We start from the raw sequence: 14,293 nt of genomic DNA, 5'->3' as shown, positions 1-14,293 counted from the left end.
CGCCCGAAACGAGGTCTTCCGACCGAGCGAACCGGCCGACTCGCACTCGAGATCCGACCCGGGTTCGGCGTCGCGACGGGGCTCTCAAGCGGTCGAGACCATCCAGTACCGGACGCCGAGGTAGACCATGACGATCCCGAACGTCACCGCGAACAGTATCGCCCCGTCCATGGCCGCGTAAATCAGCGCGACCGCGTTCAGCAGGATCCCGAACACGTACATCGTTCGGAGCCGGCGGGCGTTCATGCGCCCTCACCCGCTCGCGTCGCGACCGGTCGCTCGAGTCGATCGGCCCGAGCGAGTCGAACATCACTCATACTACGCCGTTGGGACGGGACGTTGAAAACGCTCCCCTTCGACTCCCGCTTCGAGTCGGCGAGTTCCGTCAGACTTGCCGTCGAGGGTCCGGTCACGCGCTCGCGAACTCGAGGTCGTCCATCTCGCGGACCTCGCCGAACAGCCAGCCGGCGTGGTCGATGGCGTACTCCTTGTGTTCGTCCTCGATGGCGCCGATGCAGTCTTCGACCATGATCGGCCGGAAGTCCCGTACGCCGGCGCTGCCGGCGGTGTGGAGCACGCAGACGTTCGCGAGCGTGCCGCAGATGACGAGGTCGTCGATCCCGCGGGCGTTCAGCCAGCCCTCGAGTTCGGTGTTGTGGAAGGCGTCGTAGGTGTGTTTCTCGACGACGTGGTCTGCCTCCTCGACGGGCAGTTCGTCGACGATCTCGGCATCCCAGGAGCCCTCGAGGACGTGTTCGCCCCACTGGTCGAACTCGTCGTAGTAGTGGGCGTCCTCGAACTGCTCGGGCGGGTGGACGTCCCGCGTGAAGATCACCTGCGCGCCGACCTCCCGGCCCCGCTCGACGAGGTCGGCGATCGGCTCGATCACCGCCTCGCTGCCGGGCGCGTACAGCGAGCCGTCGGGGTGACAGAACCCGTTTTGCATGTCGACGACCACGACCGCCGTGCTGTCTGGCTCGAGGTGCATATGTAAACCTACGGATGCCTTCGTAAAAAGTTCGCGGCGGGGACGGCCTTCGAGTGCCGGAACCGTTCCGATCAGCGGGCTTTTTGCGCTCGCCGCCGTACGGCAAACCATCCGCTCGTAATGAGGACCCCTCCGACGCGAGTCGCCGCCGCACTGGTCGTGGTCGCGGCGCTCGCACTAGTCGCAGTCGCGGCCGGCGCCACCCCGCCGCTGTTCGCGAACGAGTCGCCCGACGGCGCCGACCGAGCCGACGATCCGACCACCGCGGGGACCGTCGGCTACGTCGAGGGCTACTGGTACGACGACGACCTCCCGGTCGACGAGCAGGACGACGCCGTCGTCGAGGACGACGAGCTCGAAGCGGTCGTCTACCGGTCGATGGCCCGCGTCGAGAAGATTCGCGGGCTGACCTTCGAGAACGACGTGCCGGTGGAGGAAATCTCCCGCGAGGAGTTCCAGTCCCGGGACAGCGCCTTCGTCGGCTCGAACGAGAGCCAGCAGCGCGCCCAAAACGTCACCTACGAGGCGCTGTTTATGGTCGACGCTGAGACCAACGCGACGACGGAACTCCAGTCGATCTACGGCGGTAGCGTCGAGGGCTACTACGAGCCCTCGACCGACCGCATCGTCATCGTCTCGAACACGCCCGACCGACTCGAGCTCGACGAGATCGTACTCGGCCACGAGCTGACCCACGCCCTCCAGGACCAGCAGTTCAACCTGTCGAACTACGAGAGCGCGACGATCGATCAGGAAGCGGCGGAGAACGGGCTCATCGAGGGCGACGCGATCAGCGTCGAGACCGAATACGAGCAGCGCTGTGGGACGGACTGGGAGTGTCTCCCCGACGACGACTCCGGCGGCGAAACCCCGAGTAACTGGGGGATCTACCTGTCGCTGTATCAACCCTACACCGACGGCCCGGCCTACGTCGACCACTTGCGCGAGTCCGGCGACGGCTGGTCGGCGGTCAACGATCGCTACGCCGATCCGCCGGCGAGTTCGTCGACGGTGATCCACCGCGAGGATCGCGACCCGGTCGACATCTCGGTCGCCGATCGCTCGAACGAGTCGTGGCAGCCCCTCGAGATCGGCGGCGAGGTCGCGAGAGAGACGGTCGGCGAGGGGACGATGGTCGCGATGTTCGCCGACGGCGCCTTCGAGCCGACTCGGTCGTCGGTGCTCTCCCGCGAGGCCATGCTCGGCGACGACCCGACGACGTTCGACTACAACCAGTCGTACACGGACGGCTGGGCCGGGGACGAACTGGTCGCCTACGACGGCGGGAACGCCAGCGAGGAAACCGGCTACGTCTGGGAGACCGAGTGGCGGTCAGCCGACGACGCCGCGGAGTTCGCCGGCGCCTACGTCGAACTGCTCGAGATCAACGGCGCCGACGCCGTCGAGGATCGGCGGAACACCTACGCGATCGACGACGAGGGCTACCCCGGCGCGTACTTCCTCGAGCGCGACGGCGAGACGGTGCGGATCGTCCACGCACCGTCCGTCGCCGCGCTCGACGGGCTCTCGGCAGGCTCCGCGCCGGCGGGCGAGGATACGATCGGGTCGACCGACGCCGACGGCTCCGGCGAGGCGGAAGACGGAGATGGGGAGGACGGCGGAAACGGAGAGGACGACGATTCGCTGCCCGGCTTCGCCGTCCCCGGAACGGGCACCGCCGTCGCGATCGCGCTGCTGGCGGCGCGAGCGCGGGCACGGCGGCTCGAAGCTGAGCGCGGCGGGTCGGATTCGTCGCCACGGTCGGCGCCGGTTACCGCTGCGTCCCCGCGTTCGACGCCGTCCGGACCCGACGCCGGACCCGAGGAACCCGACGGCGGCCGTTCCGACCGCGGTCGCGCCTGAACGACGAATCTTTGTCCCTGCCCTCGAAACCGGCCCTCGATGCAACGGAGCCGCCTCGCGGTGCTCGCGCTCGTCGGCCTGCTGCTCCTCTCGGGGTGTACGGTCCCCGGTTCGCCCGACAGGTTCGACACGAGCCGAGAGCTGGGGCACGTCGGCGGCTACGCCCACGACGACACCTTCGCGTTCGACGGCGAGGAGACGCTCACCGAGTCGCAACTCGAGGCCGTCAAGTACCGCTCGATGGCCCGGATCGAGGTCGTCCGCGGGCTGAAGTTCGAACGCGACGTGGACCTCGAGGTGATCTCGCGATCCGAGTACCGAGGCCAGCGGGGCGGGTCGGAGTCTGCGTCGGCGTTTACGAACGAACTGTGGCGCGGGGCGTTCGTCGTCGACGGCGAGACGGACGTCAACGAGGCGATGGACGACCTCTACGGCAGCAGCGTTCAGGGCTACTACGTGAACGGTCGGATCGTCATCATCGCCGCCGACGCCGACGAGATCCTCATCGACCGCGAGACGCTGGTCCACGAACTGGTCCACGCCCTCCAGGATCAGCGCTTCGGCCTCGAGCGCGACGGCGAGACGATCGACGAGCGGCGGGCCGAACTCGGCCTGATCGAGGGGGAGGCCAACTACGTGCCACACCGCTACGCCGAGCGCTGCGGCGACGAGTGGCAGTGTCTCCCCGTCACGCCGGCGGCTCCGGCCGAAGTGGAAGCCGATCGGCCGTTCAATGTCGGCCTCTTCCTCTCGATCTACGCGCCGTACGCGGAGGGGCCGTCGTTCGTCGAGTCCCTCTCCGAGCGTGGCGGCTGGGCCGCGGTCGACGACGCCCATGACGAGTATCCCGCCAGCACCAGCCAGGTGATCCACCCCGACCGCTATCCGGACGATCGGCCGGTCGACGTCGACGTCCCGGATCGCTCGAGCGACGAGTGGGAACCGATCACCGCCGGCGGCGAGGTTCGAACCGAGACGGTGGGCGAGGCGACCCTCTTCGGGACCCTGTGGGCCAACGGCGTCATCGAGCGCTCGATCACGGCGGGGGCGACCGAGCTCTCGCCGTACAACTACTCCCATCCCGCGACCGACGGCTGGGCTGGCGACACCTTCACCGCGTACCGCGACGCCGACGGGGAGCGGACCGGTCACGTCTGGCGCCTCGCCTGGGAGAGCCGGGCCGACGCCGACGAGTTCGCCGACGCGTACCGCACCCTCCTCGAGACCCGCGGCGCGGAGTCGGTCGACGCCGGGACGGATACGTACCGGATTCCCGACGGCGACGCCTTCGAGGGGGCGTACCGCGTGACTGTCGACGACGACGCCGTCACGATCGTCGGCGCGCCGACGGTCGACGACCTCGAGGGCGTCCATGCGCCGAGAGTGAACGCGTCGACTGGGTCGACCCTGTCGGACGTACCGACCGCGGCGACCGCACCAGCCGTGCCGAGCGAATCGATCGCAACGGCCGCGCCACCCGCACCGTTGCGTGCGGGAACCGCGACAGCACCGTCACCGTCACCGGCGCCGGCGGCGACGGCATCCGCAGACGAGTAGCTTTTTTACTTCCCTCGGGAACTCACCGATATGTCAAATCCGTTCGGTACCGTCCCAGCCGAGGCCGTTCTCGAGGGGCGCGCCACCGACGCCTACTTCGAGCGCACCCGCGCCACGCTCGAGCACGCGGGGAAGAACCCTCACGTCGTGGCCGAGGTGACCGCCGACCAGTTTCCCACCGGCTCCTTCGACGTCTTCACCGGCGTGGCAGACGTCGCCACGCTGTTCGAGGGTCGGAACGTCGACGTCGACGCCCTACCCGACGGCCAGCTGTTCGACGGCGGGCCCGTCCTGCGCATCGAGGGCCCCTACCTCGAGTTCGCCGAACTCGAGACCTCCCTCCTGGGATTCCTCTCGCAGCCGAGCGGCTTCGCGACGGCCGCCCTCGAGGCGCGGCTGGCGGCACCCGACTCGCTGGTGCTCTCCTTCGGCGCCCGCCACGTCCACCCGTCGATCACGTCGACGGTCGAACGCGCGGCCCTGCTCGCGGGGTTGGACGGCTTCTCCCACGTCGCCGCGGGCGATATCCTGGAGCGCGAACCGGGCGGGACGATGCCCCACGCGCTGATGTTCTGCTTCGGTGAGGGCAACCAGGACGAGGCCTGGACGGCCTTCGACGAGGCCGTCGGCGAGGACGTCCCGCGGATCGCGCTGGTCGACACCTTCTGGGACGAGAAGAGCGAGAGCCTGCTGGCCGCCGAGACGCTGGGCGAGGACCTGGACGGCGTTCGCATCGATACCACGAGCTCGCGACGGGGCGACTTCCGGCACATCATCCGCGAAGTTCGCTGGGAACTCGACGCGCGCGGCCGCGAGGACGTCGACATCTTCTGTAGCGGCGGGCTCACTCCCGAGACCATCCGCCCCCTCCGCGATGTCGCCGACGGCTTCGGCGTCGGTAGCCACATCACCGGCGCCGACTCGGTCGACTTCAGCCTCGACATCGTCGAGATCGAGGGCGAGCCGATCTCCAAGCGGGGCAAGCTCTCCGGCGTGAAGGAGGTCTACCGCACGCCCGACGGCGGCCACCACGTCGCGCTGGCCGACCGCGAGGGGCCCGACGAGGGCGACGCGCTGCTCGAGCCGCTCGTCCGAGACGGCGAAATCGTCCGCGAGTTCGACCTCGAGTCGGCCAGCGAACGGTGTCTGGCCGACGCCGACGCGGTCGGCTTCGACTCGAGCGAGTAGGGCCGGCGGTTACGCCGCCGCCTCCGTCGCCTCGAGGTCGGCGAGAATCTCGAGCCGGCGCTCGGTCGAGGGATGCGTCGCGAAGAGCAGCCGCTCGAGGCGGCCGCCGAGATCGCCGTTCGCTTTGGAACCGGCGGTTCCAGCCGCCGTCGCGTCGTCTCCCGGTCGATCCAGTGGGAGGATCGACAGCGACGAGATGCTCGAGGCCTCCCGGAGGTCTTCGGCGGGCGTCTCGGCGATCCCGTTCTCGAGGGTCCGTAACGCGCTGGCCAGCGCTGCCGGCGAACCGGTCGCCGTCGCGGCAGTCCGGTCCGCGGCCAGTTCCCGACCCCGCGAGAGGACGGCGACGGCTGGCGTCGCGAGCGCGAGCGTGACGACCGAGAGTCCGCCGAACAGGACCCAGAGGAGTCGCTGCGGCGCGGCCGCGATCCCCATGAGCGTGTAGCCGACGAACTTCCCGGGCGAGCGCCGCAGGAACGCGGTCGGCGATTCGGTTTCGTCGGGGCGGGCGAAGGCCAGTCGGGCTGCCTTCGATTTGAGCGCCCGCGAGAGGACGACGGGCGTCGCGGCGGCGGTCATCACCATCGCGTCGCGGTTCGCGACGTGGGCCAGTTCGTGGGCGACGACCGCCTCGAGTTCGTCGTCCTCGAGCGCGTCGATGGCCCCGCGCGAGAGGATGAGGTGGACGCGCTCGGGACGGAAGCCGACGACGAGCGCCTCGGGTGCCGACCGGTCGGAGACGGCGATCGTTGGCGCCGGAACGTCGAGTTGCGCCGCGGCTCTGGTCACGGCTCCGTCCAGTGCCGGGTACGCATCCAACGGGATGGGTCTCGCGTCGGCGTGGGCCGTGACGGTGCTGACCTGCCCGAGTTGGACGGCGACGAAGATCGCAAGCAGTCCGAGCGCGACCGCGCCTACGATGATCGACGGGAGCGCGAAAAGTGATACGATGGCTGCGACGATCCGCCAGATAACGGCGAGAAAGCCGAGCGTCAGGGCTGCAAGGACGAGCGTCGTCGCGATCATTCGGAGGCCGAGCGACAACCGGGGAGGGCCTTCACTCACTGTTTCTCGTTTCGAAATGAACACTGCTCGCATATAATGTTTTCAGATGTGAGTGTCATAACAAGCGACACGAGCACCCGATCGCAGCGAGTCGACGCTCGATCCCGCGACCGGTTGGAAACGATACGGGGAGGCGGACGGTCGATGCGCCTCCCGCGGAGGGCCGAAGCGACGCGACTGCGGGGGACCGATCCGCTCTCAGTTCAGGTCGGCGCCGTCGAATCGCCAGTAGCCGATCGCCAGCGGGACGACGATCCAGGCCAGCAGGATGACGGCGGCGAACCAGTCGCTTAGGTAGAACGGAAGGTCGCCGCTCACGCGGTTCGAGAGAAGGAGGGTATCCGGGTTCTCGAACGCCGCGTCCGGGATGTCTTCGACGATGTTCTCCATCCCGATGATCCCCCAGATGAACTGGTCGGCGAGTTCGCTCGAGACCTGCCGGTAGGCGTCGAGGGGGTTCAGCCGGAGCAGGAGGAAGTACCACTCGGGGGCCTCGAGCCCAGGCATGCTCCCCTCGAGGAGGTAGTGAACACCGGCGACGAGCGGATGCCAGATCAGGGAGAACACGACGTAGCTCCCTATCGCACCGCCCATCGCCTGCATCCGCGATGTGGACACCGCCGAGACGCCGACGGCGATGGCGGCAAACGCCAGTCCGAGCAGGATCGTCAGCGCCGAGTAGCCGAGGTAGGTCCCCAACGGGACGGAATCGAACATCGCTACCGCCATGCCGACGGTTAACGCGACCGTCAGGAGCGTCGCGACGAAGACGACGCCGAGCCGGCTGACGAACTTGCCGACGAAGACGTCCCACCGGCTGTGCGAGAGGCCAAACAGCACCCGCAGACTGCCCGACTGCCGCTCGCCGACGATCGCCATGTAGCCGACGATCAGCGAGACGATCGGGATGAACAATAGCCCGCCGATGTTGGTGACGGTGACGATCAACTGGGTCGGCTCAACCTCCGAGAGGTCCTGGGTCGACGCGCTGACCGCGACCAGCGCCATGAGGAAGAGGAAGACGCCCATCACCGCCCAGACCAGCCTGGAGCGGACGGCGTCCTCGAAGTCCTTGCGAGCGATCAGCGTCGAGCTCATCGACCCACCTCCGTTTCCGCGTCGGCGCGAGCACGATCCGGCCCGCTCGAATCGACGCGCGCGCCGCCGTCGGTTGCCCGGTGACGGGCCCGTCCCGATTCGTCGGACGACTCTCCCGCCCGGACCGAGTCCGCGTCGGTTCCGGTAAACGCGGTGAAGAGGTCCTCGAGCGTCGGCTCCTCGACGTCGAAGTCGACGACCGTCGCCCCGGAGTCGACGAGGCGATGAAGCGCCAGCGCCTTCGCTGCCGGATCGGCGTAGGTGACTCGGAGCCGTCCGTCCTGGCGGACCGTCACGTCGGTGACGCCGTCGATCTCGCCGAGGTCGACGACGGGCTCCTCCGCGACGTCGACGACGAGACTCGAACCGACGCCGGAGCGCTCGCGCAGGCCGGCGATGGTGTCGACGGTGACGAGGTCGCCGTCGTCTAAGATGCCGACCCGGTCGCAGACGGCCGACACCTGGCCGAGGATGTGACTCGAGAAGAAGACGGTTGTCCCGTCGGCGGCCTCCTCGCGGATGATCTCCTGGAACGTTCGGATGCCGTGGGGATCGAGGCCGCTCGAGGGTTCGTCCAGGATCAGCAGGTCGGGATCGCCGACCAGTGCCATCGCCATCGCCAGCCGCTGGGCCATCCCCTTCGAGTAGTCACCGACCGGGCGCTCGGCGTCCGCGCGGTCGAGGCCGACACGGTCGAGCAGCGCCTCGGGCGACTCGCTGCCGCCCTTGGACGCGAGGGCGAACTCGAGGTGGCGATACCCCGAGGAGCGTTCCCAGAGGTCGAACCCGTCGGGAAGGATGCCGACCCGATCGCGGACGGCGTCGGTTTCGTCCTGCGTATCGCGCCCGAGCACCGTCGCCGAGCCGTCGGTCGGTCGGATGAAATCGAGCAGGAGGTCGATCGTCGTCGTCTTGCCGGCGCCGTTGGGGCCGAGGAAGCCGAACACCTCGCCCTCGTCGACGGTCAACTCAAGCCCCTCGAGGGCCGCTTCGTCGCCGTAGCGCTTCGTCAGGTTCCTCGTCTCGATGGCCGCCATGGTTACCTCTCTACCTCCGGCCGCGCGGGGGCGAACGGACGACCGTCCGCGGACTCGGGACGCGTGCGCTCGGCGAGCGAGCGTTCGGGAGCGGTTCGAGACGTCGTCAGTACCGGACTGCCGGCCGTTCCGGTCGCGGCGCGGCCGGCACGGGAGTGCGGATCGCTCATTGCGTTTCGAGCGTCGACCGGATCGATCCTATAAGGCGGTTCACAGTTGTTGGCCCCTCAGCCGTGCCGAACGCTTATATAGGAAGAGCGGTCGGACCGCTTCAGCGGGCCAGTCCGTCCTGCAGGTCCTCGAGGGCCGCCCGGCTGGACGGGCCGAGCAGGACGCGGCTGAACTGGCCGACGAGCCAGGCGAAGCCGTTACAGATCGCCAGCGAGAGCAGCAACGCGACGAGGCCGACGGCCGAGACCGCGAGCGCTTCGGGGAGGGTCGTCACCTCCCACTCGGTGATCGTGACGGCGAACTCGGCCCCGACCAGGAGGTCGTGCCACGGCAGTTGCAGCGACGGCGTGAGCTGAACTGGATCACCGTTGGTGACGAAGCCGATGTGGACATTCGGATTCTGGTAGTACAGCGGCGTCAAGAAGAGCGTTAACGCGGTCGTGAACAGCATAACAAGCATAGAAAACGCCGCGGTTCCGATGGCGAACTTCGCGACGAGAAAGCCCATCGCCTTGTACGTCTCGCGACCCAGCAGGAGCGAGCGAAAGCCATCCGTCGCGTCCTCGTCGTCGAGGAACGGGTACTCTGGTGAGTCGATCTCGACCGAGAGCAGGTAGCGAGCGCTCGCGCGCTCGAAGGCCGCGAAGACGTGGCTGGCGAGGAACACTACCAGCAGGATCGGCGCGCCGACAAGGATGACCAACAGGCCGACGCCGAGGGAAACCCCCGTGACCAGGAAAATGAAGTAAAGGAGCCCGAGCGGGAACGCCAGCAGCAGATACAGCAGGTTCAGATAGGTCTGCGGACGAAATGGGCTCGTTATCGCCGTCCGTACCGCCCGCCGTGCGGTTCCGGGTGGGAAGTGACCGGATCGATGACTCACGTCTGATTCTCTTCGGCCGTCTAACATAAATCTTGGCGGGTGACGAGACGACGACGCGGGTGCGGCCGTCGGCGCACTCCGCCGCGCGTTCCGCAGGCGTCGCTCGCCCGCCTCGGGGGCCGCGCGAACCCGTTACGGATCCGAACGATTATCTCCCTGTCGAACGGGGTTCGAGACAGACGTGTCGTTTCGGCGACCGAAACTCCGCGGCGAGCCCGCGCTCGAGCCGGTCGGCCGTCGGTTTCTGTCGGTCGGAGCCGAGTCGCGGTCGCGACAGCCCGTTCGCGGGACGCGTGGGAGGGACCGCCGATGACGACCGGCGTCGATCCCGAGACCGAGGAGTTACTCGCCCTCCTCGAGGACGAGTACGCGCGGACGATCATCGTTGAAACGTACCGCGAGGCCCAGTCGGCCGACGCCCTGAGCGACGCCTGCGACGCCGATCCGTCGACCGTCTACCGGCGCATCGACCGCCTCCAGGAGCGGGGGCTCTTGCGGGACCAGCAACGGCTCGATCCGAACGGCCACCACTACAAGGTCTACGTCGCCAGCCTCGAGCACGTCGGGATCGACGTCACCGAGGACGGGTTCGACGTCGCGGTCGAGTACGCCGAGGAAGACGCCGCGGACACCTTCACGCGACTCTACGAGGAGTTTTCGGGATGATCGGGACCACAAGCGGGACGATCGGCGGGCTCGAGACGCTCCGCGGAGCGACCGCAGCCGTCGCGTTCAGCGGAGTCACACCAGGGAGGTCTTCGTCGCCGGTGAGCAATTCCCTCGTGCTCGAATCGTCGTCGACGCCGCATCCGGGACAGGTCTCGGTCGACAGCGTCGGCGGATCGACGCCCGTCGTGCTCGCCGCCATCGTCACCTTCCTTGTGGCGACCGTCCTCGCCGTGCTCGTCACCTATCGGTTCGTCGAGGGCTACCGCCGGACGAAGGCGCGGCCGATCCTGTGGCTCGCCGTCGGCATGTTCCTGCTCGCACCGGGGCCGATGTTCCTCCGCCTGTTCGCGGGCAACGTCGCGGCGATTCCGCTCTCGGTGCAGTTGTTGGTGACGACGCTGTCGGAACTGTGTGGCCTGCTCATCATCCTCTATGCCGTCTACACCACCTGACAATGGCACTCGACTCCATCACCGCGGTCGCGTCCGCCCTCACGGCAGTCGTCGGGCTGTTCGTCGCCCACCTCGCGTACCGCGGCTACCGGCGCAACGACAGTCGGACGATGCGAGCGCTCGCGTTCGGCATCGTCTGTATCGCCGTCGTTCCCTACGCGATCCTCTATCTCGTCGACCCGCTGCTCGGACTCACCGACGCGCAGAGCCTGCTCGCGATCACCCTCTCTCACACTGTCGGACTGGCCGCCATCTACCGAACGTTCGACCGCTAACCGGCCCCGCGCGACTCGCGGACGCTCCGGCGTCTCCACTCGAGTGCGCAATCCTCGAAAATCCGCGCGTCGATCGGCGACGCGTATCGCTTCCCCGTTTGCGTCCGACTCCCCTGTGATCGAGTCTACAGTTCCTCGACGCTTCCGTCGGCTTCTCGCTCGCGGAAGACCTGGCCTTCGAACAGCGTGACGACGACGTCGTCGTCCTGCCAGGCCGTCGGCGGCAGCCCCGCCTTTCGACAGGTCCGGTCGAGATACTCCCGGGCGCTCCAGTTGTTCTGGACCGGAACCGTCGGGTAGAGCCAGCCGCCCTTGCCGCTGCCGTCAATGGCGACGCCGTGGGTCCCCAGTTCGAGATCCGCCAGCGGATCGTCCGTCAGCACGACGTTCCTGACGGCACAAACCGAGACGGTGAGATTCGGCAGTTCGGAGGGGGTCACTTCGGAGCCACAGGAATCCTCGCTGGCGGCTTCGATCGCCGAATCGACGATCACGTGGCCGAGTTGTTCCCCGGACCGGTAGCCGCCGGCGCAGCCGCGCAGGCTCCCTCGGCCGCGCGTTGACTCGAGACGAACGAACGCGCCGGTTCGCTCGTAGAAGGCCTCGCGCATACTGCCCGGTTGTTCTCGTTGCCCGTGTTGTACGAAAGATTCGACGGCTTCACGCGCGAGTTCGACCGCGCGTGCACCGTCTTCGTAGGAGAGGTCGACGCCCTGTCGCTGGGACATACAGATGAACATGGGAATAGTCGTCCTAAAACGCTTCCATTCGTTACGGTGCGCTTTTTGTACGTCGACCGGGGAACTTATTCGGCCGACGGGCCTACCTCGAGTGGGAGAGAGAGCCCGGCCGCCGCGATGGCCCCGCCGGCAACGGCCCGGCCACATAACGTGATCCATCCCTTTGGGATACGTCACGCTCGCGAGGAAAGTCCCCCCACCTGTTCGGGCAGGTGACCGGACGCAAGTCCGGAGCGGGAGACCGCTGGCTCTGGAACAGAAACGACACGTCTCGGCCCGACCGATGATGCGCGCGAACCCAACCGAGAGGAAGGGGAGCTAACCCGCAGAGGACGTGCGGTCGATCGATCACGGTTCAAAACCGTGGGTCACGCCCGTCGTGACCGACCGCACAGAGACGGCCGAGGACCGATGGAACGGCGAACCCTCACCGGTGCAAGTCCGCGCCGTGGTAGCCCGAACGCCCCGCGATTTCCGCGGACGGCGTGGACGCTCAGCCGAATGCCGGATCGAACAGAAGGGGGCTTACTCCTCTCACCCGTTTTCGCACTCGAGTGGCGACGCGACACCAGCGCCGTTTTCGGTCACGTTCTGATGCGGCACGCACGTCGAGTAGCTCAATAGACCGGAGAACGAGCTTTCGAAGCAGGTTCGTAGAAAGAACGGAGTTTCGTCTTCGCACGGTTGCCGCTATCGGGTGCTGAAAATGCTCAGTCGACGAATCGGCGCCGAGTTCGTTCTTTTAACAGCGCTGCTTCTCGCCTCCGTTCTTCTTTTTCTTCTTCTTTCCGTTCTTGTCGTCGCCGGTGCCTTCGTTAGTCGCGCGCGCTTCGGTCAGTTGCACGTTCTCGTTCACCTGGTAGTTCAGCTGCTCCGCCACCGCGTCGCCACAGTCCCTGGCGAACGCGACCGCGCCGAACTGCTCGTTGACGTTCAGCTGCTCGACGAACTGTAACTGGTCGATGTCGACCTCGGCGACTTGCTGGGAACTCTCGCCGTTCCCGGTCTCGTAGGCGACCGCCCACGACTCGTCGCCGTTCTCGTCCGTCCCAGTCACCACCGAATTCGTGCTGCAGTGGGATTTGTCGACGTTCAGCGCCTCCGCCGACGCGACTTGCGCGTTGAAGTTCCCCTGGTAACTCTCCTGTCGGGCTGTCGCCTGACTGTCGTCGATCCCGACGGCGATGGCCGCGTTCTGCAGGTTGATGTTCTCCTGCCCGACGCTCTGTACCTGCGTGACGTCGGCCGACGCCGCCTGTGCGTTCGACTGCTCCGCTCCGGCTTTCGAGCGGGTCAGCTTCTCGTCCGAAACCGAGCCGACCATGTCGGCGCTGGCGGTGACTTCGTCGACGGATTTCGAATCGAAGTCGATCGCGGTGGCGTCGGCGACCTGTTCGTTCAGGTTACCCTGCGAACTCACCTGGAACGCCTCCGCGACGCTCCCGCTGCCGACGGCGATCGCGATGGCGACGCCCTGTTCGCTGACGTTCAGCTGCGAGACCGTCTGGGATTGCTCGACCGACGCGTCGGCCTCTTGACGGTCGCCGTCGCCGATGTTCGCCGCGACGGCGTCGGCGTGCTGGTAGTTCTCGTTCGTCTGCGAACTGCGCTGGTACGCCCGCGATCGGCTCCCGTTCGCTGCGAGCGCGACCGCGGTGTTCTGGCTGTTGTAGTTGTACTGGTCGACCTCCTGGCTCTGATCGATCGTCGCCTCGGCCGATTGCTCGCTCTGATAGGCGTCCTCGCCGACGACCAAGCCGGTGAACTCCCGACACTCGGTCTCCTCGGCAAAGATGACGTACGCCTGCCCGACGCCGGTGAACGTCCAGTCGGTCGTCTCCTCCTTGACGGCTACCGATTCGGCGCTCCCGGACTGGGTGTTGGTATTGTTCTGGTCGGCCTGCTGCGCCGCCGTCGCCTCGCCGCCGTCGATCGCGATGCTGACGGCGTTGCCCTGCTGGGAGACGTTGAGCTGGGAGACGTCCTGATACTGGATGACCTGCGCGGCCGAGTCCTGGGACTCCGCGGCGATCTCGTCCTTGTGCGCTTCGACCCATGAGTCGAGATCGGCTTCGGACGAGTCGGCTCCGAAGACCAGATACACGCTGTCGCCGTCGGCGTCGCGGGCGCCGTCCGCGTCCGCGTGTGAACGGCCGGTACCCGTTACGAGGGCGCCGGCACCGAGTCCGGTCGCTGCGATTCCTTTGAGGTAGCCTCTTCGCTTCAGTCCGTCCTGATTTCCGTGATTGTCAGCCATGACGCAATTGGGCAGATGATAATTTCGTATTCTGTTATTGACAGCCACAC

14 protein-coding genes and 1 other RNA gene are annotated in these 14,293 nt (G+C 67.3%); 7 read left to right on the top strand and 8 right to left on the bottom strand.

Features of this window, described 5'->3' with window-relative positions; genetic code table 11:
- Positions 1-84 precede the first annotated feature (84 nt).
- Both EH209_RS24125 and EH209_RS15010 read right to left on the bottom strand, forming a co-directional pair.
- A complete protein-coding gene (locus EH209_RS24125) occupies positions 85-246 on the bottom strand; it encodes a hypothetical protein (protein WP_164722058.1) in 162 nt (53 codons plus the stop codon).
- Between the two features lie 163 nt (positions 247-409).
- On the bottom strand, positions 410-988 hold the full coding sequence (locus tag EH209_RS15010) for a cysteine hydrolase family protein (protein WP_126663698.1): 579 nt from the start codon (positions 986-988) through the stop codon (positions 410-412).
- Positions 989-1,108: 120 nt separating this feature from the next.
- Between EH209_RS15010 and EH209_RS15005 the strand changes: the two genes are divergently transcribed.
- The 3 genes from EH209_RS15005 to EH209_RS14995 are packed head-to-tail and all read left to right on the top strand — an operon-like array spanning position 1,109 to position 5,596.
- The gene (locus EH209_RS15005; RefSeq protein ID WP_126663697.1) at positions 1,109-2,851 is read left to right on the top strand and encodes an Hvo_1808 family surface protein; all 1,743 of its coding nucleotides are present in this window, start codon (positions 1,109-1,111) and stop codon (positions 2,849-2,851) included.
- Positions 2,852-2,890: 39 nt separating this feature from the next.
- Positions 2,891-4,408 carry an Hvo_1808 family surface protein gene (locus tag EH209_RS15000; protein ID WP_126663696.1) on the top strand — a complete coding sequence of 506 codons (1,518 nt, stop codon included), beginning with the start codon at positions 2,891-2,893 and terminating at the stop codon, positions 4,406-4,408.
- A 30-nt stretch (positions 4,409-4,438) separates the two neighbouring features.
- Positions 4,439-5,596, top strand: a complete 1,158-nt coding sequence (locus EH209_RS14995) for a nicotinate phosphoribosyltransferase (RefSeq protein WP_126663695.1) — start codon at positions 4,439-4,441, stop codon at positions 5,594-5,596.
- A gap of 9 nt (positions 5,597-5,605) precedes the next feature.
- Here EH209_RS14995 and EH209_RS14990 read toward each other — a convergent pair whose 3' ends face one another.
- From EH209_RS14990 to EH209_RS14975, 4 genes are all read right to left on the bottom strand, one after another.
- Positions 5,606-6,661, bottom strand: coding sequence for a M48 family metalloprotease (locus tag EH209_RS14990; protein ID WP_343132690.1), 1,056 nt, complete (start codon positions 6,659-6,661; stop codon positions 5,606-5,608).
- A gap of 198 nt (positions 6,662-6,859) precedes the next feature.
- A complete protein-coding gene (locus EH209_RS14985) occupies positions 6,860-7,759 on the bottom strand; it encodes an ABC transporter permease (RefSeq protein ID WP_126663694.1) in 900 nt (299 codons plus the stop codon).
- A complete protein-coding gene (locus EH209_RS14980; protein WP_126663693.1) occupies positions 7,756-8,796 on the bottom strand; it encodes an ABC transporter ATP-binding protein in 1,041 nt (346 codons plus the stop codon). Before EH209_RS14980 ends, EH209_RS14985 begins: the two co-directional genes overlap by 4 nt.
- A gap of 271 nt (positions 8,797-9,067) precedes the next feature.
- A complete protein-coding gene (locus EH209_RS14975) occupies positions 9,068-9,850 on the bottom strand; it encodes a sensor domain-containing protein (protein WP_249038810.1) in 783 nt (260 codons plus the stop codon).
- Positions 9,851-10,159: 309 nt separating this feature from the next.
- On the opposite strand from EH209_RS14975, the gene EH209_RS14970 reads away from it, so the two are divergent.
- From EH209_RS14970 to EH209_RS14960, 3 genes are read left to right on the top strand one after another with little or no spacing between them, the layout of a single operon-like run.
- Positions 10,160-10,516, top strand: a complete 357-nt coding sequence (locus EH209_RS14970; protein ID WP_126663691.1) for a helix-turn-helix domain-containing protein — start codon at positions 10,160-10,162, stop codon at positions 10,514-10,516.
- On the top strand, positions 10,513-10,971 hold the full coding sequence (locus EH209_RS14965; RefSeq protein ID WP_126663690.1) for a DUF7521 family protein: 459 nt from the start codon (positions 10,513-10,515) through the stop codon (positions 10,969-10,971). The genes EH209_RS14970 and EH209_RS14965 overlap by 4 nt, the downstream gene beginning before the upstream one ends.
- 2 nt (positions 10,972-10,973) lie before the next feature.
- A complete protein-coding gene (locus EH209_RS14960; protein WP_126663689.1) occupies positions 10,974-11,246 on the top strand; it encodes a DUF7521 family protein in 273 nt (90 codons plus the stop codon).
- Between the two features lie 125 nt (positions 11,247-11,371).
- On the opposite strand, the gene EH209_RS14955 is transcribed toward EH209_RS14960, so the two are convergent.
- Complete coding sequence (locus EH209_RS14955) at positions 11,372-11,974, bottom strand: TIGR00296 family protein (RefSeq protein ID WP_126663688.1); 603 nt, start codon at positions 11,972-11,974, stop codon at positions 11,372-11,374.
- Between the two features lie 105 nt (positions 11,975-12,079).
- Here EH209_RS14955 and rnpB point away from each other — a divergent pair.
- Positions 12,080-12,526: RNase P RNA component (gene rnpB, locus EH209_RS14950), an RNA gene on the top strand.
- 202 nt (positions 12,527-12,728) lie between these two features.
- On the opposite strand, the gene EH209_RS14945 is transcribed toward rnpB, so the two are convergent.
- Positions 12,729-14,243, bottom strand: coding sequence for a hypothetical protein (locus EH209_RS14945; protein ID WP_126663687.1), 1,515 nt, complete (start codon positions 14,241-14,243; stop codon positions 12,729-12,731).
- Positions 14,244-14,293: the final 50 nt, after the last annotated feature.

Origin of the sequence: Haloterrigena salifodinae, assembly GCF_003977755.1 — an archaeon.
GTDB classification, from domain to species: domain Archaea; phylum Halobacteriota; class Halobacteria; order Halobacteriales; family Natrialbaceae; genus Haloterrigena; species Haloterrigena salifodinae.
The sequence above is the reverse complement of the archived record's forward strand: the minus strand, read 5'-3'. Positions and strand labels throughout refer to the sequence as shown.

What these genes read in the sequence shown, in the direction of transcription:
- EH209_RS15005 (WP_126663697.1), top strand. Translation starts at nt 1,109, where the DNA reads ATGAGGACCCCTCCGACGCGAGTCGCCGCCGCACTGGTCGTGGTCGCG.
- EH209_RS14955 (WP_126663688.1), bottom strand. Translation starts at nt 11,974, where the DNA reads ATGTCCCAGCGACAGGGCGTCGACCTCTCCTACGAAGACGGTGCACGC.
- EH209_RS15010 (WP_126663698.1), bottom strand. Translation starts at nt 988, where the DNA reads ATGCACCTCGAGCCAGACAGCACGGCGGTCGTGGTCGTCGACATGCAA.
- EH209_RS14970 (WP_126663691.1), top strand. Translation starts at nt 10,160, where the DNA reads ATGACGACCGGCGTCGATCCCGAGACCGAGGAGTTACTCGCCCTCCTC.
- EH209_RS14945 (WP_126663687.1), bottom strand. Translation starts at nt 14,243, where the DNA reads ATGGCTGACAATCACGGAAATCAGGACGGACTGAAGCGAAGAGGCTAC.
- EH209_RS14960 (WP_126663689.1), top strand. Translation starts at nt 10,974, where the DNA reads ATGGCACTCGACTCCATCACCGCGGTCGCGTCCGCCCTCACGGCAGTC.
- EH209_RS14980 (WP_126663693.1), bottom strand. Translation starts at nt 8,796, where the DNA reads ATGGCGGCCATCGAGACGAGGAACCTGACGAAGCGCTACGGCGACGAA.
- EH209_RS14995 (WP_126663695.1), top strand. Translation starts at nt 4,439, where the DNA reads ATGTCAAATCCGTTCGGTACCGTCCCAGCCGAGGCCGTTCTCGAGGGG.
- EH209_RS14985 (WP_126663694.1), bottom strand. Translation starts at nt 7,759, where the DNA reads ATGAGCTCGACGCTGATCGCTCGCAAGGACTTCGAGGACGCCGTCCGC.
- EH209_RS15000 (WP_126663696.1), top strand. Translation starts at nt 2,891, where the DNA reads ATGCAACGGAGCCGCCTCGCGGTGCTCGCGCTCGTCGGCCTGCTGCTC.
- EH209_RS24125 (WP_164722058.1), bottom strand. Translation starts at nt 246, where the DNA reads ATGAACGCCCGCCGGCTCCGAACGATGTACGTGTTCGGGATCCTGCTG.
- EH209_RS14965 (WP_126663690.1), top strand. Translation starts at nt 10,513, where the DNA reads ATGATCGGGACCACAAGCGGGACGATCGGCGGGCTCGAGACGCTCCGC.